Raw genomic sequence first — 19,306 nt, forward strand, 5'->3', positions numbered from 1 at the left:
TCGGGAAACCGTTTTCCCGCGCACTCGAAATACCCAGGAAATAAGCCCAGCGTAGCGCTTCAACGTCGGGTTGGCCCGATCAGCATCGATGAAGGTGGAGATTGAATATGACCAGTGGGCAGGACACGAATTCAACGGCGCAAGCGGAATCTCTCGAGAGCAGCAAGGGGGGCGCCGAGAACAAGACATCCGAAATCTCGACGACGTCTGATGCACTCGCCGACAGTTCGCTGGATGATGTGTCAGGCGGCGCTTGGCCGTACTTGACAAGCATCATCCGGCGGTACGCCTGGGGGCTGATCGAGGAAGCGGCTGTGCCGCATCGGTCTGGAAACCGGCTCATCGCGATCACCACTGATTAAAATGGAAATTGAATATGACCAATAAGCAGGACACGAATTCAACGGCGCAAGCGGAATCTCTCGAGAGCAGCAAGGACGGCGCTCGGAACACGGCGTCCCAAGTCTCGCCGGCGGCTGATGCGCTCAGCGACAGCTCGCTGGACGATGTGTCAGGCGGCAGTTGGCCGTATAATAACGCTGTGCGTGCCGGCATCGGCGCCACAGGCGGCGGAGGTTGACCGAGAAAGCGTCTGAGCCGACGACTTGAAGCAATGGCGGGCTAACAATCAGCCTTGGTGAAGCTAGAGATTGAACATGACCAACAAGCAGGATGCGAATTCGAAGGCGGCGGCCCAACCTCGCGAGAGCCTCAAGGACGGCACGCAGAACAAGATTTCCTCGACGCCGGAGAAGGATGCGCTCCGCGATGGCGCGCTGGACGATGTGTCGGGCGGCGCTTGGCCGTACAATGGCACTGCGGCTGCCAGCTACGGCGCCGGCGGCCCGGGGGGCTAGCCGAAAAGCGCTCCGCCCGCGCATCGGTGCGGAATGGCCCATCGCTCAAGGGCCCCGCGCGATGCCACGAAACAAAGGGGCGACGCCGGGGAAATCGTTTTCCCCGGCCCTTGAAATCCTTGCGAAACAAGACCAGCGCAGCATTTTCAGCATTGGGTTGGCCCGATCAGCATCGATGAAGGTGGAGATTGAATATGACCAGTGGGCAGGACGCGAATTCAACGGCGCAGGCCGAATCTCTCGAGAGCAGCAAGGACGGCGCTCAGAACCAGGCATCCCAGATCTCGCCAGCGGCTGGTGCGCTCAGCGACAGCTCGCTGGACGATGTCTCAGGCGGCTCTTGGCCGTTCACTAGTGCCGCGCGCGCCAGCTACAGCGCCAACGGCCCGACGGGCTAGCCGAAAGCGCTCCGCCGCGCATCGGTGGGGAATGGCCCATCGCCCAAGCGCGATGCCGCGAAACAAAGCGCGACGTCGGGGAAACAATTTCCCCGGCCCTTGAAATCCTTACGAAACAAGACCAGCACAGCATCCTCAACGTCGGGTTGACCCGATCAGCATTGATGAAGGCGGAGATTGAACATGACCAGTGGGCAGGACACGAATTCAACGGCGCAAGCGGAATCTCTCGAGAGCAGCAAGGACGGCGCTCAGAACACGGCACCGCAAACCTCGACGACGTCTGATGCGCTCAGCGACAGCTCCCTGGATAAAGTGGCAGGGGGCGGGTGGCCCTACGCAACGATGGGCTCTGCTCAGGTCACCCCGACCATCTGACTTGGGGCGACAGCGGAATCGGGTCTGGATATTGCCGAGATCTTACGATGATCGATGGTCCTGCGGGCCATCGATCATTTCGTTCTGCTGTCGAGCAACTTCAAACGTACTCGCGTCGCCCGGAGCGTCCCGCGGCCGCGACGCTACTTTGCATGGGGTTGTTTTCGATATTTTGGTTTGGCCGGACGTTGCTCGCAGCTTTATGGCGCAGATCGGACGGGCAGGGTTTCCGAAAACATCATATTGCATTGCGCCGGTGTTGTGATTAAGCAATTGAGATGAAATACAAATTCTCCATTGCGCCGATGATGGATTGGACCGATAGGCATTGCCGCATCTTCCATCGCCTGATGTCGCGGCGGGCGCGGCTTTATACGGAGATGCTGACGACCGGCGCCGTGATCCATGGCGACCGGGCGCGGTTGCTCGGCTTCGACGCCAGCGAGCATCCGGTGGCGCTGCAGCTCGGCGGTTCCGATCCGCGCGATCTTGCGACCGCAGCAACGATCGGCGAGGAGTTTGGTTACGACGAGATCAATCTCAATGTCGGCTGCCCCTCGGATCGGGTGAAGGATGGCCGCTTTGGCGCCTGTCTGATGGCGGAGCCCGCGCTGGTCGCCGAAGGCGTTGCGGCGATGAAGCGCGCGGTGAAGGTCCCCGTCACGGTGAAATGCCGGATCGGCATTGACGACCAGGATCCGGAGGTCGCGCTCGATACGCTCGCCCGCGGTGTGATCGCCGCCGGCGCGGACGCGCTCGTCGTGCACGCACGCAAGGCCTGGCTGAACGGCTTGTCGCCGAAGGAGAACCGCGACATCCCGCCGCTCGACTATGATCGCGTCTATCGCCTCAAGGCGGCCTTGCCGGATGTGCCCGTCATCATCAACGGCGGCATCACGAGCCTCGCCGAGGCCAAACAGCATCTGGCGCATGTCGATGGCGTGATGCTGGGGCGGGCGGCCTATCAGGAGCCGTGGCGGTTGCTGTCAGTCGATTCCGAGCTGTTCGGCGAAGCTTCGCCGCACGCGACGATGAAGGACGTGTTCGCGGCGATGCTGCCCTATATCGAGCGGCAACTGGCCGAAGGCACGCGGCTGCATTCGATCACGCGCCATTTCGTCGGCGCCTTCCACGGCGTGCCCGGCGCGCGCGCCTTCCGCAGGCATCTGGCCGAGAACGGCGTTCGGCCGGGCGCTGATATCGACGTGCTGCGCGATGCGATCGCGCGTGTTGACGATCGCGCGCCTGCGGCGGTCGCGGCCTGAGGGCGCGGATTACGACTTGCGCTGACGCCGCGTCACCTCCTGCGCGATCTTCAGGAAATTGAAGAGATGCGGCATCCGGTTGTCGCGCCGGTAGTTCAGCGACAGCGCGGTGCCGGGATTGTGCCCCTCATAGGCGCGGTAGGTGACGCCGGGCCGTTCCGACTGCGAGACTGATTTCGGCACCAGCGCGATGCCGACGCCGACCGACACCAGGCTGATCGCGGTCTGATAATCCTGCGCCAGCACCTGCGATTTCGGGATGAAGCCTTCTTCGAGGCAGATATTGAGGATGTGGTCGGCGAAGCTCGGGCGCGGCTTGCGCGGGTAGAGGATGAATGTCTCGGCCTTGAGCGCCGACAGTCGCGTGATCTGCTGTTCGAGCAGCGGCGAGGTGTCGGGCAAAGCGAGGATCAATGGTTCCTGCAGCAGCGGCTCCGATTTCAATTCCTCGTCGTCGAGCGAGGGGCGGGCGACGGCGATATCGATCTCGCGCTGGATCACCGCGCGCTTCTGTTCGGCATTGTTCATCGCCGACAACGCGAGCTCGACGTCGGGATAGGCCGAACGAAACGCCTTGATCACGTTGGGCAGCACGCCATAGGTCGCCGAACCGACGAAGGCGACGCGCAGGTGACCGGAAAAGCCTTCTCCGATCCGTTTGATCTCGCGGTGCGTTCGATCGAGCCGCTCCAGCACGTCGCGCGCGCGTTCCAGCAGGACGTTGCCGGCCTGAGTCAAGCGGATCTGGCTGCGGCTCCGGTCGATCAGCATGACGCCGAGATCGCTCTCCAGCTGCGCGATCTGCCGGCTTAGCGGCGGCTGGGCGATCGCGAGCCGCGATGCGGCGCGACCGAAATGCAATTCCTCGGCGACGGCGACGAAGTAGACCAGTCGCCTCAGATCCATGACATCGTCGCGATCGGTCACGGCCAGGCGAACGTTGGTTCGCGCGCTTCCGCGGAAGCTGCGGGGAAGGCCTGCCGGGTTTGATGCCGCGTGGTCATCAGCGCTTGATCGAGACGATGGTTCCAGCGGGAAGACTGAGCGGGCATCCCTGGATTGTCAATTGTCTGCGGGGACGACGCCATCTGCCTAATCCTTCCGGGCAAAGGCGCGGATCTTGTCCTCGTCGACCTCGACGCCGAGACCGGGGCCATCGGGGACGCAAATCTCGAACTCGTCGAACCTGATCGGGTTGACGACGAGATCCTCCACGAGAATCCGCGGACCGAAATGCTCGCTGCCCCATTCGAGCCTGGGCAGGGTGGCGAATGCGGCGAGATGCGCGGCCGCGCCGATGCTGCTCTCCAGCAGACAACCGCCATAGAGTTCGAGGCCGTGCGCGGCCGCGACCGCCGCCGCGCGCTTCATCTCGAACAGGCCGCCGCTTTTGACGAGCTTCAACGAGTAGACGCTGCCGCAGCCCATCGTGGCGGTCCGGGCGATTTCTTCCTTGGTGAAAGCGGCTTCGTCGATCAGCAGCGGGATCGAGGTGCGTGCCGCGACACGCGCCATGACTTCCAGCTGCTGCGCTGACACCGGTTGCTCGACCAGAGCGACGTCCAGCTCCTCCAGCGCCGGCATGAAGCGGATGCATTCGGCCTCGGTCCAGCCCTGGTTAATATCGACGATCAGCTGTACCTCGTCACCGAGGCCGGCGCGCAGCGCCTGCAGCCGCTTCAGATCGGCCTGCGGCCGGCTGAAGCCGAACTTGATCTTGAACTGGCGGTGCTCGCAGCGGCGCAGCTTCTCCTTGGCTTCCTCCAGCTCCTGGCCGCTGTCGCCCGAAGCCAGCGCCCAGATCACCTCCATGCGCGCGCGCACCGCGCCGCCGAGCAGGGCGCTGGCGGACAGGCCGAGCGTCTTGCCGGCGGCGTCGACCAGCGCGGATTCGATGGCGCCCTTGGCCGCGAAATTGCGGGTCGCAGCCTTGCTCATGCGCAGCGCATTGGCTTCGAAGGCGAGGGCAGGCTGTCCCAGCAGTGCCGGCGCCAGATAATTCGTGACCGCGGCCTTGATCGATTCCACGCTCTCCTCGGCCCAGCGCGGCCCGCCGAGCGTCGAGGCTTCGCCGATACCCGACACGCCATTGTCGAGCAGGACACGGACCAGCACATAGCCCTGATGCGTGACTTCGGTGTTGGACAGCTTGTGCCGGCGGCGGGTCGGCGCCTCCACGATGGTCGCGCGGATGCTGCGGATCGTGGTGTCTTTCGCGAGAGGCGGCACGTGTTGCACGGGCTCGGCGATGTCGATCAAGGCACGACTCATATGTCCTCACATGTCAGTTCAAATGAGCCCTGCCGGGCTTTGCGAGGCCTGGCAGGGCGTAAGACGTATCACTCGGCTGCGACCAGCCGCTCGACCGCCGCCTTCTTGAGCTTGAAGTCGAAGTCGAGAACGAGGTCGGTATCAGCGCCGGCCGGGGCCTTGCTGAACTTGCCGATCAGGCTCTGCTTCACGGCAAACACCGAGTCGTTGTCGAGGTACTTGGTCTCGGAATCGTAGATCTGCGAGATCAACGATTGATAGCCGTCCTTCGAGAGCATGAAGTGGATGTGGCCCGGACGCCAGGGATGGTGGCCCATGTATTTCAGGAGCTCGCCGCCGGCCCCATCATAGGGGATCGGGTAGGGCTCGGGGCGGAGCGCCACGAAGGCATATTCGCCGTTGGCATCAGTGGTGAACCGTCCGCGCAGATTATAGGCCGGCTGCTCGGGGTCTTGCAGGTCATAGAGCCCGTTCGGCGCGTCCTCCCAGACGTCGAGGGTGACGCCCTCGATCGGCCGTCCCGCGGTGTCGCTGATGCGTCCGCTGACTCTCACGGTCTGCGCGTTGTCGAACGACTTCTTGATGATGGAGGCGCCCTTGGCCAGCACCGGCGGATTTTCCCGGTAGAACGGTCCGAGCACGGTGGACTCGCTCTCGCCGTCGGTGACGCGGTGATCGAGCATGTCGACCAGCACCTCGACGCCGAGAATATCCGCGATCAGGATGAACTCGTTGCGCTTCTCGTCCGAGATATCGCCGGCGCGGCGCAGGAATTCGCAGGCGGCGAACCACTCGGCGAAGGTCAGGTCGACCTCCTTGCAGAAATCGTGCATGTGGCGGATCAGGCTGGTCATGATCTGACGGTTGCGGTCCGGAATGTCCTTCGCGAGCGCGGCGATCACGTGGTCGGTGATGGTGTCCTTGTTGACGTTCAGCATGGTCGTTTCCTCCTTTTCTTGCAGTTTGATCGAACTTGCATCCCCGTTTCGGGAATCTCGGTTGGTGGTCTCACCAGACGAATTCGTAGCCGGCATTCTCCAGCATCGCGGGCGCGGGGTGTGGATCGGCAAGCCCGCCGAAACGGCCGCGGAAGAACAGCAGCGGCTTCTTGCTTTGCTCGAGCGCCATCTCGCGGACATGGCCGAGGAAGATGGTGTGATCTCCTGCGATGATCTCATCGGCAAGATCGGTCACGAAATACGCCGCTGCGTTGGCGATGACGGGCAGCTCGTTGCGGCGTTCGAACACGTCGCAGAGGTCGAGCCTGGGCTTGCCGGCGAAATGCCAGGCCAGATCCTCCATCCCCTCGGCAAGGACGCTGACCGCAAAGCGGCCGGTCTTCTGGATGTTGCCAAGCATCTTCGCGCTTTTCGCGATCGAGATCGCGACCAGCGGCGGCTCGAGCGACACCGACATGAAGGCGTTGGCCGTCATGCCGTGGTCGCGTCCCTCGCAATGCGTCGTGATGATGGTGACGCCGGTGCCGAACTGGCCACAGGCATTGCGCAGTTCTCGCGGATCGATAGCGGTCATTGGCTTGCGACCTCGAGTTGGGCGAGAGCGGATCGATTGGCCGGTGGCGCGGTCACGATATCCCGCCAGTTTTCCAGCGCCGCTGCGGCGGCGGCAAGACCGGACCGCCGCAAGCTTCGGATGCGGCTGCTCGACACGATCTCGCCATTGCCGCAGCGCACCGGCGGCAGAACACGCGTATTGAAGTGTTGCCGCAGCAGCTGCGCGGTGCCGCCCTTGCAGGATCCGAAGCGAAAATCCTCGCCGACGATCACCTCGCTAGGCTGCAGACGCTGCAACTCGGCGAGGAAATCGGCCGCGCTGCGCCGGACGTAGATCTGGTCGAAACCGGCGACGACGATGTGGTCCGGCGCGAATGTTGCGATGCGCTCGAGCTTTTCGCGCAGCGATATCAGCGGCTCGGCCTGGCCGAAATAGACCTTTGGCGGCGGATCGAAGGTGTAGACCACGGCCGGAACGCCGCAGCGTCGCGCCGCCGCGATCGTCTGCCGGAGCAGTTCCTGATGGCCGCGGTGGACGCCGTCAAATGCGCCGATCGTCACGACGCTCGAGTCGAGGGCCAATTCTCCATCGCGATGGAAAGCGACAGCCGTGCTGTCAAAAACCTTGCCCAAACCTTGGCCCATGGTTCGCTCCGGTTTCGCTCCCTTGCCGTGCTGTGCAATTGCTGCGTCAGCTACGGCGTTGCATCGGCCGGACGGTCATTGCCGTCAGGTCCGTGCCACCCGAGTCATAGCCCGAGCCGCGGCGGTCCGCGCGGTATGGTGTGATACCTTTCGCCCGCTCCCGCTCAGCGCGTAGCGTTTCCCCCGATGTCACGCCGACCAAGAGCGTGACGAGATGGTCCCGGGCCGGTGTGGCAATTCCGCCGGTCCACCACAGAAGCGGAGGAGAAACGTCCATGACTACTGCAGCTGCCCTGCGGGCTGATGCGCCTGCGTCAACCACTAGCGTCTATACCGGCGCGGAATTCCTGGACAGCATCCAGGACGGCCGCGAAATCTACATCTATGGCGAGCGGGTCAAGAACGTCACGGCGCATCCTGCCTTCCGCAATTCGGCGCGGATGGTGGCGCGCTGGTACGACCGCTTTCATGAGAAGAAGGATCAGATCGGCGTCCTGACCGACACGGGCTCGGGACAGTTGACCCATCCGTTCTTCCTGGGTTCGCGAACGGCCGACGACCTGATCAGGGGGCGCGATGCGATCGCCGAATTGCAGAAGGTTGCGTTCGGCTGGATGGGCCGTTCGCCCGACTACAAGGCGGCATTCCTCGGCACGCTCGGCGCGAATTCGGGCTTCTACGGCGAGTACGCCGGCAACGCCCGGAAGTGGTATGCCCGGACCCAGGAGCGGCTCGATTTCTGGAATCACGCCATCGTCAATCCGCCGATCGATCGCGACCGCGCGATCGAGGATGTGCGCGACGTCTTCATGCATGTCGAGAAGGAGACCGATGCAGGCCTGATCGTCTCAGGCGCAAAGGTGGTCGCGACCGGCTCGGCGCTGACGCACTACAATTTCATCGCGCATTACGGCATCCCGATCAAGGACAAGTCATTCGCGCTGATCTTCACGGCCCCGATGGACGCCAAGGGCGTCAAGCTGATCGCGCGCTCGTCCTACGAATTCACCGCGGCCGCGACCGGCTCGCCGTTCGACTATCCGCTGTCGAGCCGCTTCGACGAAAACGACTCCATCCTGGTCTTCGACAAGGTGCTGGTGCCCTGGGAGAACGTCTTCATCTATGGCGACGTCGACAAGATCAACCAGTTCTTCCCGGCGTCGGGCTTCGTGCCGCGGTTCACCCTGCACGGTGTGACGCGGCTTGCCGTCAAGCTCGACTTCATCGCCGGACTGTTCTCGATGGCGGTCGAGGCGACCGGGTCGAAGGATTTCCGCGGCGTGCAGACGGCCGTCGGCGAGGTGATCGCCTGGCGCAATCTGTTCCACGGCATTTCCGATGCGATGGTGAAATCGCCGATCGCCTGGCAGGGGACTGAGGGCTACAATCTACCCAACCTGAACTACGGGCTGGCCTATCGCGTGTTCGCGCCGATGGCGTATCCGCGGATCAAGGAGTTGATCGAGCGCCATGTCGCGAGCGGCCTGATCTATCTGCCGTCGAGCTCGGCCGATCTGGAGAGCGAGGCGATCCGGCCCTATCTCGACCGCTTTGTGCGCGGTTCCAACGGCTATGCCGCGATCGACCGGATCAAGCTGCTCAAGCTGCTCTGGGATGCGATCGGCTCCGAGTTCGGCGGCCGGCACGAGCTCTACGAGCGCAACTATGCGGGTAATTACGAGAACCTGCGCGTCGAGACGCTGATGGCCGCGAGCGCCACCGGCGACCTCGGCGCGATGCAGGATTTCGTGCGCAACTGCATGAGCGACTACGACGTCTCCGGCTGGACGGCGAAGGACCTCATCAACCCCGATGACATCAACCTCGTCAGCCGCGGTCTGGTGCAAGGCTGACGACAGGGCTGACGATCTGGTAGACGGAATATCGGAGCCGCCGCGATCGCACGGCGGCTGCGTTCCGTTTTCGCGCCACTTCATCCTTGCAGAGAGAGTTCACCGTCATGCTGTTTCACGTCGAAATGGAAGTGCGGATTCCGCACGATCTCCCGACTGAGCGAACCGACGCGTTGAAGCAGGCCGAACGTATCAGAGCCATGGAGCTGCAGCGCGCGGGCGTCTGGCGCCATTTGTGGCGGGTGGCCGGTCGCTACGCCAATGTCAGCGTCTTCGACGTGTCAGGCCCGCAGGAATTGCACGACATCCTGTCCGGCCTGCCGCTGTTTCCATTCATGGAGATACGGGTCACGCCGCTGTGCCGGCATCCGTCGTCGATCCACGATGATGACCACTAGCGGCGGGCGAGCGCTGTTCGCGAAGCGATCGCGCCAAATCGCTCCCGATTCACGTCATCCAGGGTGGCAGCGGGAGATTTTTCTTGCGCAGGAAGTCCGGATTGAAGAGTTTGGACTGGTAGCGCTGGCCACCGTCCGCGAGGATGGTGACGATGGTCTTGCCCGGACCAAGGTCGCGTGCCAGCCGCATGGCTCCCACCACGTTGATCGCGCTCGAACCGCCGAGTACCAGTCCCTCTTGCGCGATCAAGTCGAACAGGACGGGCAGCGCCTCCTGATCGGTGATCTGGTAGGCCATGTCGATCGGTGTGCCTTCAAGGTTCTTCGTCACACGGACCTGGCCGATGCCTTCCGTGATCGATTCTCCTTCGGTCGTCAGCTCGCCCTTTGTGAACCAATTGTAGAGCGCGGCACCCATTGGATCGCTGAGCGCGATCTTCACATCGGGATTGCGCTCCTTGAGGGCGCGCGCGATTCCACCCAACGTTCCGCCACTGCCGACGGCACACGTGAAGCCATCGACCCTTCCGCCTGTCTGGTCCCAAATTTCAGGGCCGGTCGTGCGGTAGTGGCCATCGCGGTGGCGACGTTGTCGAACTGGTTTGCCCAGAATGCGCCCAGTTCGTCAGCGAGGCGACCGGAATAGCGGGCATAGTGGCCGGGGTCGGAAGATGGTACCGCGGGCATCAGGCGCAGATCGGCGCCGCATAGCCGCAGCATATCCTTCTTTTCCTGGCTTTGCGTGTCAGGCATCACGATCACGGAACGATAACCGCGCGCATTGGCCACGAGCGCAATGCCAATGCCGACATTGCCGGCTGTGCCTTCCACGATGACACCGCCCGGCTTGAGCTGACCGCGCTGCTCGGCGTCGTTGATGATGGCAAGCGCCGCACGATCCTTGATCGAGCCGCCCGGATTCAAAAATTCGGCCTTACCGAAAATGTCGCAGCCCGTGATTTCCGATGCCGCGCGCAGTCTGATCAATGGCGTATTGCCAATGGATTCTAGGAAGCCAGATCGAACGTTCATGGTTGCCCGCCCCAGCCGAACAATGGCTTGATGCTATTTTTTCGTTGGTTTCGGAAATTTCCTTGTCGCTTGGTGTGCGAGATTGGAAGTCCTGGCCTCCGAGCGTGCTGCTATCAAAGACATCATGTGCCGACATGCTGAAGCAGCGCGTAAGGCTCAGTAGAGCCATTTTTTATGCGACGTACAATCTTCGTTTTTCGACGCTGCGGCTGCGGATCATTCTTGCAAGATGCGGGAGTTGATCCGGCGTTTGTTTGAGCATGATCTTTTCGGAAAACCGCTTCGCACTTTTCCGGATCATGCTTTAGTCGACGGCGGTGCGCGGGCGCCGGTGACGGCTTGAGGGGGAGACACTACCGGTGACGTCGGGGTATCCGGTCAGCGATAGTGTGTCGGAGCGGACGCCCCAGCTCTCGAGCCGATCGAGGAAGCTCATGCCGAGCAAATTGGTCTTCATCTGCCCGCGCTGCACCACCAGCGCCGGCACCGATTTCTCGACCAGCTTGCCGACCGCGAGCCGATCGAGCGTCAGCCGCGCCGCCTTGGTGTGACCGCCGGCGGTCTCCAGGTCGACATTGTATTCGAGCATGTCGGTCGGCAGCCCGATCGCCTTGGCGGTTTCCCAGGTCAGCACCACCGAGGTCGCGCCGGTGTCGATCACCATCGGCGCGCTGACGCCGTTGATCTTGGCGCGGAACGCGAACTCACCGCCCTGGCCGCGTGCGATCTGCACTGCGGGGGCAGAGGCGGGGGCCGAGGCAGTGGCGGTGCTGCGGCCGAGGATCTGGTTGAGATTTTCCCTCGCGCGCGCGATCTGGTCGGGATCGCCATAGGTCACGACGGCGCCGGCGGTCGTCATCAGCAGCAGGATGACGAGGAGGATGCGGGTCACGGTGCGTCTCCGGCGGCTGCGCCGATCAGGCGCGCTTCGGATGCGGCTCCATGCGCTCGAGCCCGGCGTCCGCCATGCGCGCCGGCAACGTCGCCATCACCGTCAGCCGCTCCGTGCGGTCCATCTTGTGCCAGCGCGCGATCTCCGGAAGCGTGCGGCCACAGCCGAAGCAGAGCTTCGTTTTGGGGTCCATCATGCAGACTGCGATACACGGCGTTTCTGAGCTCATTCTTCCAGTGTTGAACGGTTTCAGCCGCTGGTGCAAGCCGGCCGAAGCGCGATGCTGTCATCACGCCTCAGCTTTTTGTCGTGAGCATGGTCTCCCGCGCCATGCTGCTACAATCCGGTGCCGGCACTCATGATCGCCCTGCGGCGCACACGTGTGCGGTCGGCGCCCATCGTGGGCTCCGCGGGCTCCGGCTGCATCGGCGGCGATTCTTCCGCCATTGGCGCCAGCGCGCTCATCACCCGTTCCGGCGGTAAGGTCACGATCACCTCGGTGCCGATGCGCAGCTTCGATTTCAGCGTGAAGGTGCCGCCATGCATGTCGATCAGGCTTTTCGCGATCGGCAGGCCAAGGCCTGCACCCTGTTCCGCCGACTTGATCGAGTTGGAGCCCTGGCCGAACGAGGCCAGCACGACCGGGATCTCGTCCTCGGCGATGCCGCTTCCGGTATCCTTGACGCTCAGATATTGCCCGCCCGATGCGGTCCAGCCGACCTTCAGCCAGATCTCGCCGCCCTGCGGCGTGAACTTGATTGAATTGGAGAGCAGGTTGAGCACGACCTGGCGGATGGCGCGCTCGTCGCCCCAGATCCTGGGCATGCCGTGCTCGAACACTTCGTGGATCGTGATGCCGCGGCTGGAGGCACGCAGCTTCAAGAGATGGTGGCAATCGGCGACGACATGCACCAGTGCCACGGCTTCTTCATTCAGCTCGTAGCGGCCGGCCTCGATGCGCGACAGGTCGAGGATCTCGTTGATGAGGTTGAGCAGGTGCACGCCGGAATTATGGATATCGGCGGAATATTCCTTGTACACCGCAACGGCATGCGCGCCGAAAATCTCGCTCTTCATCACCTCGGAGAAGCCGAGGATGGCGTTAAGCGGCGTGCGCAGTTCGTGGCTCATCTGGGCGAGGAAGCGCGACTTGGCGACGTTGGCGGATTCGGCGCGGTGCCGCGCCTCGTCGGAGATCGCCTTGGCCTGCTCCAGTTCGCCGATCAGCGCGTCCTTTTCGGCGCGGGCTTCCAGCGTCGCCAGCGTGGTCGAATGCAGGCGGTGCGCCAGCAGCGCGAAATAGCCCTCGGCGGCAAGCGCGAGCAGCGCCAGCACGTAATTGTCGAACGCGCCGTTGAGCACGAGATCGAGCGCGATGCCGACCGTCACTGGAACGGTCGCCGCGAGGGCCGCGATCGGCAGGCTCGCCGCCAGCATGCTGGAGACTGCGATCACCAGCAGCATCAGGAACATCATCAGCGTGTTGGAGGCGAGATCGCGCCCGGCGGGGTGGATCAGTATCGCGGTCCAGCACAGGCCGTAGAGCAGGTCGAGCAGCACGAAGCGCGTCCGCCATTTGCGGGTCACCGCGACCGAGGGGGGCTCGGCGAGGAAGCGGGCGCAGCTGCGGATGATCGCGAGATGGACGGCGAGGATGCCGACGGTCCAGGCGCCGGCCACGATCGGCTGCATCCAGAGGCCAAACAGCACGCCGGTCGCCACCACGAGCAGCATCACGACGTAGGACGCCGACATCCGGGTCTGGGCGTATTGCCGGAGCAGTTCGGCGTCGAACGCCGGGCGGGTTCCACTGGTTGACGTTAACCGATCCCGCGCCTCACGCACCCGCTGCGCGGCGGCACGCCGGCTATTCACCGGCGACGCCACCTGGGGGCTTGCCGGAAGCTGTACAACTTCAGGCTTTTCTGCGGGATTACTCATAAACAACACAAATCCTGCCCGCGAACCGCGCGGGCTTTTTGCATTGTCTATCTGTGACGCCAAATCATTAAGCGATGACTTAAAGAGCTAAAGAAACTCGTTAACGGGGGGTTAAATTAACTTTTGCGCGGGCGCCGCGCTGACGGGCCATCCACGCCTTTCTTCGCATTGATCCAAAGACGTGGATGCCCAGGACTAGCCCGGGACCCACGTCGAAGGTCATGCTGCGGCCGTTATGCAGCAGCAGGGACTTTCGGAAGGCACGCTGTTTATAAACAACCCAACCATCTGCTCAAGTTGCACAAACCTTCTTCCACGCATGCTACCATCAGGCGCAGCTTAACGTTATAACTCCGAATGGCTCGACAGTGTTCGTTGGGGTGCATCCATGAGAGCCCAGTTTTTCGACAGACAGGACGCCACGAATCCTCTGAATGAGACAGTAGTTGACGGGTCGCCAGCGTTGCGAAGGATCATTAACGACACACGGCAGAGGCAACCATTTTTGTCGGAGCTTGTCGGCACAAACGATCGCAAGCTGCTCTTAGGCCTCGGATCCGGGGATGGTTGCGTACAGTTTAGTTCAACTGATGGGGCTCCGCCTTACTTGATGGCGGTGGGGACAATTGAGCACGAAGGAGGGGGTACGCAAGAGTTCTTGATGGGCGATACATCGACACCAATGCCGCGGCGCTATTGTCTTCCAATGGAAAAGGTAGCTGAGATTGCGGTCGCTTTCTTGGAAACTGGCGAGCGATCGTCGAGCGTGGAGTGGGAGGAAATTTAAGCCGCAGAGAGCGCGATACCGGAACCCCCAGCCTGTGTGCAAGGTGGTAAGACGGTGGGCGTTTTGCGCACGTCGGCCGGAGACTTATCTCTCGAAAGTGGATGGGCTGGACCTGCCGCAGACATTCCGCGCGGAACCTCTGCCAATTTCGGTGACAGTGCACTTAACTCCCCGACAATGATCATTCTTGACCCTGTTCTGCGGATACGGTGACAGTGCACTAAACCGCCAACTAGAAGTTACAATTTCGGAATAATGGAAGTGTGCCCCTGATTTGCCCGACATGTCAAGTTGCCATATCGAATGCCGGCGGCCGGCCAGCTCCTTTGCATGGGGTTGTTTTCGATATTTTGGCAGCGCGACCTTCAAAGGGAAAATTCTCCTTCGCGAGACGACGCTGCATGGCTGGTGACCCGCCGACGCGGGTCACCGCGACCTATGCGAGCAGCTACCGCTGCAGCCGCGCCAGCAGGCTCGACGTATCCCAGCGCTTGCCGCCCATCTTCTCGACCTCGGCATAGAACTGGTCGACCAGGGCGGTCGCCGGCAGCGTGGCGCCGTTGCGGCGGGCTTCCGCCAGCGCGATCGAGAGGTCCTTGCGCATCCACTCGACCGCGAAGCCGAAATCGTACTTGCCCTCGTTCATGGTCTTGTAGCGGTTCTCCATCTGCCAGGACTGCGCCGCGCCCTTGGAGATGGTCTCGATCACGGCCGCGACGTCGAGGCCGCTCTTCTTGGCGAAGTGGATGCCCTCGGAGAGGCCCTGCACGAGGCCGGCGATGCAGATCTGGTTGACCATCTTGGTCAGCTGGCCGGCGCCCGCCGGTCCCAGCAATTTGCACATCCGCGCATAGGCGCCGGTGATGATCGGCTCGGCGCCGGCATAGGCGTCCGCGCTGCCGCCGCACATCACCGTTAGCACGCCGTTCTCGGCGCCGGCCTGGCCGCCGGACACCGGCGCGTCGACGAATTTGAAGCCGGCCTTGGTGGCGGCCGCATCGAGCTCGCGGGCGACCTCGGCGGAGGCGGTGGTGTGATCGACGAAGGTCGCGCCCTTCTTCATCCCGGCGAAGGCGCCGTCGGGGCCGATCGTGACCGCGCGCAGGTCGTTGTCATTGCCGACGCAGCACATCACGAAATCCTGGCCTTCGGCGGCGGCCTTCGGCGTCGGCGCGGTCTTGCCGCCGAACTTGTCGGCCCATTCCTTCGCCTTCGCCGCGGTCCGGTTGTAAACGGTGACCTCATGGCCGCCCTTTTTCACGAGGTGTCCCGCCATCGGGAAACCCATCACGCCGAGACCGAGAAAAGCGACTTTAGCCATATCTGTTACCTTGGGTTCTGTGATTTGCCGTGGTGATCGCCCCTTGAGACCGCCGGAAAACGTCGCGGCGGGCAGGGCATTCCGTCCATGGAAGGAGCCGCACCATACCCCCTGCGCAGCGGAGGGCAACGCCTTCGTTGGATGGCAGACCCCGGTTTTGTGCTAGGATCGCCCCACCAAAGAACTTCACAAAAATGGGAGTGTCTCGCATGGGCATGAGCGTGGGTGTGCTCGATCATTTCAATATCCGGACCCGGAATCTCGCCGCCACGGTGCGGTTCTATGAGGACATTCTGGGCCTGGAGAAGGGCGCACGGCCGAACTTCGCGTTCCCCGGCGCATGGATGTACAGCGAGGGCAAGGCGGTCGTGCATCTGGTCGATATTTCGCAGACCAGCGAGGCACAAAAGCCGGATTCCGGCGTCGTCCACCACGTCGCCTTTGCCAGCCAGGGCTTTGACGGGATGAGGCAGCGGCTTCAGTCCAAGGGCATGGAATTCGACTCGCGCCAGGTTCCCGGCGGCGACCTCTGGCAGATCTTCGTCAACGACCCCAACGGGGTCATGATCGAGCTGAACTACGAGGCCGCCAAGGAAGGCGGCTCGGCAGCGCCGGCCGAGCGGCGGGACGACGTCGGAGCGAGGTAGCCTTTTGCGCTGCAACGCTCTATGGGTCGTCGCTTGAACTTTTCAGGAGATGCGCCGTGAGCGTGACGCAGCAACAGGTTCTCGATTGCCTTGCCAAGGTGATGTCGCCGCGCGGCACAGTCTTGACCAACGCCAATGTGCTGTCGGCGATCACGGTCACCGACGGCAAGGTGTTCTTCTCGATCAACGTTGACGCAGCGGAGGCCCGCGCCTGGGAAAGCGTGCGTGCGCAGGCCGAGAACGCCGTGCGCGCCATTCCCGGCGTCAGCGTGGCGATGATCGCGCTGACCGCGGAGCGCAAGGCGGGCGCTGCGGCGCCTGCGCCGCGGCCGGCCGGCGGCGTCCCGCCGGCGTCCGCGCACCGGCATCCGCATCCGCCTGGCGCGCAATCGCCGATGGCGCGCCAGGCCGAGATTCCCGGCATCTCCGCCGTGATCGCGGTTGCCTCCGGCAAGGGCGGGGTCGGCAAGTCGACCACGGCGCTCAACCTCGCGCTCGGCCTGCGCGACCTCGGCCTGCGCGTCGGGCTGCTCGACGCCGACATCTACGGCCCGTCGGTGCCGCGGCTGACCGGCATCCGCGAGAAGCCGCAGCTCAACGCCGACAAGAAGATGATCCCGCTGCAGCGCTTCGGCCTGTCGATCATGTCGATCGGCTTCCTGGTCGAGGAGGACACCGCGATGATCTGGCGCGGGCCGATGGTGATGTCCGCGATCACCCAGATGCTGCGCGACGTCGCCTGGGGCACGCTGGACGTGCTGGTGGTCGACATGCCGCCCGGCACCGGCGACGCCCAGCTGACGCTGGCGCAGAACGTCCCGCTCAAGGGCGCCGTCATCATCTCGACCCCACAGGACCTCTCGCTGATCGACGCCCGGCGGGGATTGGCGATGTTCAAGAAGGTCAACGTGCCGGTGCTCGGCATCGTCGAGAACATGAGCTATTTCCAGTGCCCGCATTGCGGCGCGCGCTCGGACATCTTTGGCCATGGCGGCGCCCGCCACGAGGCCGAGAAGCTCGGGGTGCCGTTCCTCGGCGAAATTCCCCTGCACATCGCCATCCGGACCGCGTCCGATTCCGGCACCCCCGTGGTCGAGAGCGAACCGGACGGCCCGCACGCGGCGATTTACCGCGCGATCGGCGGCAAGGTCCGTGAGCAGCTGCAAGGTGTCATCGCCGCAGCCTGAAGTTGCCTTGCCGTCGTCACGGGCCGGGCTCTAAAGGCGTCGGCCTCGGCGGCGGTTCTTCACAGAACTGTCGCGCTGAACGGTTGCTGGACCGCTTTCGGCCTGTATGGTTGTGAAGAGATAGCCGAATCGTACCAGTCTGTCCGTCAGCTTAAACGAGTCCATCGCCAGGCCGTAACCGCGGGAAAGGCCGTGAGGCCACGATCAACATGGCAGCACCAGCAAAGAAAGCACGCCGCAAACATCTGACGCGGGAGAAGCGCGAAGAGGCTTCCCGGATGGCATTCAACATTGCGAAGAAATCCGACTCGATTAAGGAGGCCGCGGCGGCGATCTCGAAGACGTATGGCGTGAGCCACACGACCGCACAAAGCTGGATCCGGCGCGGGCGGCACTTGGCCAGCCAGGCCAAGAAAGCGCGGGAGACGACGCGGCGCTGATTGCCCCGGTAGCCCGGTGGTTGAGCGCGGGCCGGACGGCGCGCACGCGGCGATTTACCGCGCGATCGAAGGCCCGGTCCGCGAGCAGCTGCAAGGCGTCATCGCCGCGGCCTGAGCAGCAATTTCCGGCCGATTCCCGCGTCATCAGACTTTCGTTTAATTGGCGCGGTCATGCCATTGTCGCGTTTCCGTGAGGCCGCCTTCCGTGTTAAAGGGCCGACCCAGAGCGCCTCGGCAGGCCTGTGCAAGCGTCCCGCCGGAGAACTGCTTGCGGTCACTGGGAAACGCCCCTCAAGGAGAAGCCTTACGATGAAGCGTCGTGATTTTTTGAAAGTTTCTGCGGCCGGTGCTGCCGCGACGGCGGTTGCGGCGCCGGCGATCGCGCAGTCCTCGCCTGAAATCAAGTGGCGCCTGACCTCGAGCTTCCCGAAGTCGCTGGACACCATCTATGGCGGCGCCGTCGAGGTTTCGAAATACGTCGCCGAAATGACCGACAACAAGTTCCAGATCCAGGTGTTCGCGGCGGGTGAAGTCGTCCCCGGCCTGCAGGCGCTGGACGCGACCTCCAACGGCACGGTCGAGATGTGCCACACCGTCTCGTACTACTATGTCGGCAAGGACCCGACCTTTGCGATCTACGCGTCGGTGCCGTTCGGCCTCAACGCGCGCATGCAGAACTCCTGGTGGTACCAGGGCGGCGGCGAGGCGCTCGGCAACGAGTTCTTCAAGAAGTTCGGCGTGATCGGTTTCCCGACCGGCAACACCGGCACCCAGATGGGCGGCTGGTTCCGCAAGGAGATCAAGACGGTCGCCGATCTCTCCGGCCTCAAATTCCGCATCGGCGGCATCGCAGGTCAGGTGCTGCAGAAGGTCGGCGTGGTGCCGCAGCAGCTCGCCGGCGGCGACATCTATCCGGCGCTCGAAAAGGGCACCATCGACGCCGCCGAGTGGGTCGGTCCCTATGACGACGAGAAGCTCGGCTTCCAGAAGGTCGCGAAGTACTACTACTATCCGGGCTTCTGGGAAGGCGGTCCGTGCGTGCACTCCTTCATCAACCTGGAGAAGTGGAACGCGTTGCCGAAGAACTACCAGGCGATCCTGACCAATGCGTGCGCCAACGCCAACAGCTGGATGAATGCGCGCTACGACATGCAGAACCCCTCGGCGCTGAAGCGGCTGGTGGCCGGCGGCACCCAGCTGCGCCCGTTCACCAACGAGGTGCTCGAGGCCTGCCTCAAGGCGACCAACGAGCTGTGGGGCGAGATCTCCGCCAAGAACGCCGACTTCAAGAAGTCGATCGACGCCATGCAGGCGTACCGCTCCGACCAGTATCTGTGGTGGCAGGTCGCCGAGTACACCTTCGACAGCTTCATGATCCGCTCGCGTACCCGCGGCTGATCGGCGCAGCGTTCGCGCGAGGAGAACGCTGCAAGACGACAAGCAGGGGTTTCGCTTCCAGGAATGAAGCCCACGCCAAGCT

Annotated in this window: 20 protein-coding genes and 1 pseudogene; 11 read left to right on the top strand and 10 right to left on the bottom strand. The window is 63.3% G+C overall.

The features are described from left to right. Window positions 1-107 precede the first annotated feature (107 nt). The 3 genes from V5279_RS17650 (at window position 108) to dusA (ending at window position 2,898) form a co-directional block, all read left to right on the top strand. Window positions 108-362 carry a hypothetical protein gene (locus V5279_RS17650; RefSeq protein WP_338699453.1) on the top strand — a complete coding sequence of 85 codons (255 nt, stop codon included), beginning with the start codon at window positions 108-110 and terminating at the stop codon, window positions 360-362. Window positions 363-656: 294 nt separating this feature from the next. After that, complete coding sequence (locus V5279_RS17655) at window positions 657-857, top strand: hypothetical protein (protein WP_338699455.1); 201 nt, start codon at window positions 657-659, stop codon at window positions 855-857. 1,054 nt (window positions 858-1,911) lie between these two features. Then, window positions 1,912-2,898 (top strand): tRNA dihydrouridine(20/20a) synthase DusA, encoded by a 987-nt coding sequence (gene dusA, locus V5279_RS17660; protein WP_166294597.1) that lies wholly within the window; start codon window positions 1,912-1,914, stop codon window positions 2,896-2,898. Window positions 2,899-2,907: 9 nt separating this feature from the next. Here dusA and V5279_RS17665 read toward each other — a convergent pair whose 3' ends face one another. From V5279_RS17665 to V5279_RS17685, 5 genes are all read right to left on the bottom strand, one after another. Further along, on the bottom strand, window positions 2,908-3,804 hold the full coding sequence (locus V5279_RS17665; RefSeq protein WP_338699459.1) for a LysR family transcriptional regulator: 897 nt from the start codon (window positions 3,802-3,804) through the stop codon (window positions 2,908-2,910). A 186-nt stretch (window positions 3,805-3,990) separates the two neighbouring features. Beyond that, on the bottom strand, window positions 3,991-5,169 hold the full coding sequence (locus tag V5279_RS17670) for a muconate/chloromuconate family cycloisomerase (RefSeq protein WP_338699461.1): 1,179 nt from the start codon (window positions 5,167-5,169) through the stop codon (window positions 3,991-3,993). A 68-nt stretch (window positions 5,170-5,237) separates the two neighbouring features. After that, window positions 5,238-6,107, bottom strand: a complete 870-nt coding sequence (locus V5279_RS17675; RefSeq protein ID WP_338699463.1) for an intradiol ring-cleavage dioxygenase — start codon at window positions 6,105-6,107, stop codon at window positions 5,238-5,240. Between the two features lie 70 nt (window positions 6,108-6,177). Then, window positions 6,178-6,702 (bottom strand): flavin reductase family protein, encoded by a 525-nt coding sequence (locus V5279_RS17680; protein WP_166294602.1) that lies wholly within the window; start codon window positions 6,700-6,702, stop codon window positions 6,178-6,180. Further along, a complete protein-coding gene (locus tag V5279_RS17685; RefSeq protein ID WP_338699467.1) occupies window positions 6,699-7,265 on the bottom strand; it encodes an FAD synthetase in 567 nt (188 codons plus the stop codon). Before V5279_RS17685 ends, V5279_RS17680 begins: the two co-directional genes overlap by 4 nt. Before the next feature lie 338 nt (window positions 7,266-7,603). Between V5279_RS17685 and V5279_RS17690 the strand changes: the two genes are divergently transcribed. Next, on the top strand, window positions 7,604-9,181 hold the full coding sequence (locus V5279_RS17690; RefSeq protein WP_338699469.1) for a 4-hydroxyphenylacetate 3-hydroxylase N-terminal domain-containing protein: 1,578 nt from the start codon (window positions 7,604-7,606) through the stop codon (window positions 9,179-9,181). Window positions 9,182-9,288: 107 nt separating this feature from the next. Next, window positions 9,289-9,579: a muconolactone Delta-isomerase gene (catC, locus tag V5279_RS17695; RefSeq protein WP_166294606.1), complete on the top strand. Its 291-nt coding sequence runs from the start codon at window positions 9,289-9,291 to the stop codon at window positions 9,577-9,579. A 49-nt stretch (window positions 9,580-9,628) separates the two neighbouring features. Here the strand turns inward: catC and V5279_RS17700 are convergent. From V5279_RS17700 to V5279_RS17715, 4 genes and pseudogenes are all read right to left on the bottom strand, one after another. After that, a pseudogene (locus V5279_RS17700) lies at window positions 9,629-10,611 on the bottom strand (cysteine synthase A). Window positions 10,612-10,915: 304 nt separating this feature from the next. Further along, window positions 10,916-11,503, bottom strand: a complete 588-nt coding sequence (locus V5279_RS17705; protein ID WP_338699472.1) for a TIGR02281 family clan AA aspartic protease — start codon at window positions 11,501-11,503, stop codon at window positions 10,916-10,918. Window positions 11,504-11,528: 25 nt separating this feature from the next. Then, window positions 11,529-11,732 (bottom strand): DUF1289 domain-containing protein, encoded by a 204-nt coding sequence (locus V5279_RS17710; RefSeq protein WP_029078517.1) that lies wholly within the window; start codon window positions 11,730-11,732, stop codon window positions 11,529-11,531. 107 nt (window positions 11,733-11,839) lie between these two features. Next, window positions 11,840-13,444, bottom strand: a complete 1,605-nt coding sequence (locus V5279_RS17715) for a sensor histidine kinase (protein WP_029078518.1) — start codon at window positions 13,442-13,444, stop codon at window positions 11,840-11,842. A 235-nt stretch (window positions 13,445-13,679) separates the two neighbouring features. On the opposite strand from V5279_RS17715, the gene V5279_RS47075 reads away from it, so the two are divergent. Next, window positions 13,680-13,787, top strand: a complete 108-nt coding sequence (locus V5279_RS47075; RefSeq protein ID WP_414645727.1) for a hypothetical protein — start codon at window positions 13,680-13,682, stop codon at window positions 13,785-13,787. Between the two features lie 45 nt (window positions 13,788-13,832). Further along, entirely contained in the window at window positions 13,833-14,231 is a 399-nt protein-coding gene (locus V5279_RS47080; RefSeq protein ID WP_166204171.1) for an Imm1 family immunity protein, read from the top strand. Between the two features lie 448 nt (window positions 14,232-14,679). On the opposite strand, the gene V5279_RS17720 is transcribed toward V5279_RS47080, so the two are convergent. Next, the gene (locus V5279_RS17720; protein ID WP_166294613.1) at window positions 14,680-15,552 is read right to left on the bottom strand and encodes an NAD(P)-dependent oxidoreductase; all 873 of its coding nucleotides are present in this window, start codon (window positions 15,550-15,552) and stop codon (window positions 14,680-14,682) included. A gap of 209 nt (window positions 15,553-15,761) precedes the next feature. On the opposite strand from V5279_RS17720, the gene V5279_RS17725 reads away from it, so the two are divergent. The 4 genes from V5279_RS17725 (at window position 15,762) to V5279_RS17740 (ending at window position 19,224) form a co-directional block, all read left to right on the top strand. Beyond that, the gene (locus V5279_RS17725; RefSeq protein WP_414645728.1) at window positions 15,762-16,199 is read left to right on the top strand and encodes a VOC family protein; all 438 of its coding nucleotides are present in this window, start codon (window positions 15,762-15,764) and stop codon (window positions 16,197-16,199) included. Between the two features lie 56 nt (window positions 16,200-16,255). Then, window positions 16,256-17,386, top strand: coding sequence for an Mrp/NBP35 family ATP-binding protein (locus V5279_RS17730; protein WP_338699477.1), 1,131 nt, complete (start codon window positions 16,256-16,258; stop codon window positions 17,384-17,386). A gap of 209 nt (window positions 17,387-17,595) precedes the next feature. After that, the gene (locus V5279_RS17735; RefSeq protein WP_338699478.1) at window positions 17,596-17,826 is read left to right on the top strand and encodes a hypothetical protein; all 231 of its coding nucleotides are present in this window, start codon (window positions 17,596-17,598) and stop codon (window positions 17,824-17,826) included. Between the two features lie 309 nt (window positions 17,827-18,135). Beyond that, window positions 18,136-19,224 carry a TRAP transporter substrate-binding protein gene (locus V5279_RS17740; protein WP_166204175.1) on the top strand — a complete coding sequence of 363 codons (1,089 nt, stop codon included), beginning with the start codon at window positions 18,136-18,138 and terminating at the stop codon, window positions 19,222-19,224. Window positions 19,225-19,306: the final 82 nt, after the last annotated feature.

The sequence above is a fragment of the Bradyrhizobium sp. 26S5 genome (assembly GCF_036923295.1).
Classification (GTDB): Bacteria; Pseudomonadota; Alphaproteobacteria; order Rhizobiales; family Xanthobacteraceae; genus Bradyrhizobium; species Bradyrhizobium septentrionale.

Excerpts from the sequence above, each read along its gene's own strand:
- V5279_RS17665 (WP_338699459.1), bottom strand. The coding sequence starts at position 3,804 with ATGGATCTGAGGCGACTGGTCTACTTCGTCGCCGTCGCCGAGGAATTG.
- V5279_RS17690 (WP_338699469.1), top strand. The coding sequence starts at position 7,604 with ATGACTACTGCAGCTGCCCTGCGGGCTGATGCGCCTGCGTCAACCACT.
- V5279_RS17670 (WP_338699461.1), bottom strand. The coding sequence starts at position 5,169 with ATGAGTCGTGCCTTGATCGACATCGCCGAGCCCGTGCAACACGTGCCG.
- V5279_RS17655 (WP_338699455.1), top strand. The coding sequence starts at position 657 with ATGACCAACAAGCAGGATGCGAATTCGAAGGCGGCGGCCCAACCTCGC.
- V5279_RS47075 (WP_414645727.1), top strand. The coding sequence starts at position 13,680 with ATGCAGCAGCAGGGACTTTCGGAAGGCACGCTGTTTATAAACAACCCA.
- V5279_RS17650 (WP_338699453.1), top strand. The coding sequence starts at position 108 with ATGACCAGTGGGCAGGACACGAATTCAACGGCGCAAGCGGAATCTCTC.
- V5279_RS47080 (WP_166204171.1), top strand. The coding sequence starts at position 13,833 with ATGAGAGCCCAGTTTTTCGACAGACAGGACGCCACGAATCCTCTGAAT.
- V5279_RS17735 (WP_338699478.1), top strand. The coding sequence starts at position 17,596 with ATGGCAGCACCAGCAAAGAAAGCACGCCGCAAACATCTGACGCGGGAG.
- V5279_RS17725 (WP_414645728.1), top strand. The coding sequence starts at position 15,762 with ATGGGCATGAGCGTGGGTGTGCTCGATCATTTCAATATCCGGACCCGG.
- V5279_RS17715 (WP_029078518.1), bottom strand. The coding sequence starts at position 13,444 with ATGAGTAATCCCGCAGAAAAGCCTGAAGTTGTACAGCTTCCGGCAAGC.
- V5279_RS17720 (WP_166294613.1), bottom strand. The coding sequence starts at position 15,552 with ATGGCTAAAGTCGCTTTTCTCGGTCTCGGCGTGATGGGTTTCCCGATG.
- V5279_RS17740 (WP_166204175.1), top strand. The coding sequence starts at position 18,136 with ATGAAGCGTCGTGATTTTTTGAAAGTTTCTGCGGCCGGTGCTGCCGCG.
- V5279_RS17680 (WP_166294602.1), bottom strand. The coding sequence starts at position 6,702 with ATGACCGCTATCGATCCGCGAGAACTGCGCAATGCCTGTGGCCAGTTC.
- V5279_RS17675 (WP_338699463.1), bottom strand. The coding sequence starts at position 6,107 with ATGCTGAACGTCAACAAGGACACCATCACCGACCACGTGATCGCCGCG.
- dusA (WP_166294597.1), top strand. The coding sequence starts at position 1,912 with ATGAAATACAAATTCTCCATTGCGCCGATGATGGATTGGACCGATAGG.
- V5279_RS17710 (WP_029078517.1), bottom strand. The coding sequence starts at position 11,732 with ATGAGCTCAGAAACGCCGTGTATCGCAGTCTGCATGATGGACCCCAAA.
- catC (WP_166294606.1), top strand. The coding sequence starts at position 9,289 with ATGCTGTTTCACGTCGAAATGGAAGTGCGGATTCCGCACGATCTCCCG.